The following is a 715-nucleotide window of genomic DNA, read 5'->3' as shown; positions in this document are numbered from 1 at the left end:
CGTTCGGACCCGACGAGGCCGTGACCTACGAGCGCAACAGGACGTAAGCGATGTTCACGGGGTTGGTCAGCGACGTCGGCACGGTCGTCTCGGTCTCGGGCGAAGGTGATCTGCGCCGGATCGCGATCCGCGCCTCCTACGACCCGGCGACGATCGCGCTCGGCGCCTCGATCGCCTGCGCGGGCCCCTGCCTCACGGCGGTATCGGTCGAGCCGGCCGAGGGCGGCTGCGTCTTCGCGGTGGACGCGGCCGCCGAGACCCTGGCGCGCACCACCGTAGGTTCCTGGGCGGCGGGCACGCGGATCAACCTCGAACGCTCCCTCAAGATCGGCGATGAACTCGGCGGCCACTTGGTCACGGGCCACGTCGACGGTCTCGCCGAGATTGTGGAGCGCGAGAGCGTCACGGCGGGCGCCTGGGGGCCGAGCGAGCGGTTCACGCTCCGGGCGCCGGCGGCCCTGGCGAAGTTCATCGCCGAGAAGGGGTCGGTCTGCCTCGACGGCACCTCGCTCACGGTGAATTCGGTCCAGGGCGACCTGTTCTCGGTGCTGCTGATCCCCCACACGCTCCAGGTCACCACCTGGGGTGAGCGGCGCCAGGGCGACCGCCTGAACCTGGAGGTCGACCTGATCGCTCGCTACGCCGCCCGGCTCGCGGAGGCGCGGGCCTGAGCGTCCTCAGCGCGGCGGGATCGAGTAGGTGCCGGTGGCGTGGC

Annotated in this window: 1 protein-coding gene; it reads left to right on the top strand. The window is 71.6% G+C overall.

Annotation, left to right across the window (positions count from 1 at the left end):
• Positions 1 to 50: 50 nt before the first annotated feature.
• Entirely contained in the window at positions 51 to 671 is a 621-nt protein-coding gene (locus tag I53_RS12260; RefSeq protein ID WP_043351065.1) for a riboflavin synthase, read from the top strand.
• The last annotated feature ends 44 nt before the right edge of the window (positions 672 to 715 follow it).

It is taken from the genome of Methylobacterium sp. B1, assembly GCF_000333255.1.
GTDB lineage: Bacteria > Pseudomonadota > Alphaproteobacteria > Rhizobiales > Beijerinckiaceae > Methylobacterium > Methylobacterium fujisawaense.
Note: the sequence above shows the minus strand (reverse complement) of the source record. Positions and strands in the feature narration are given on the sequence as shown.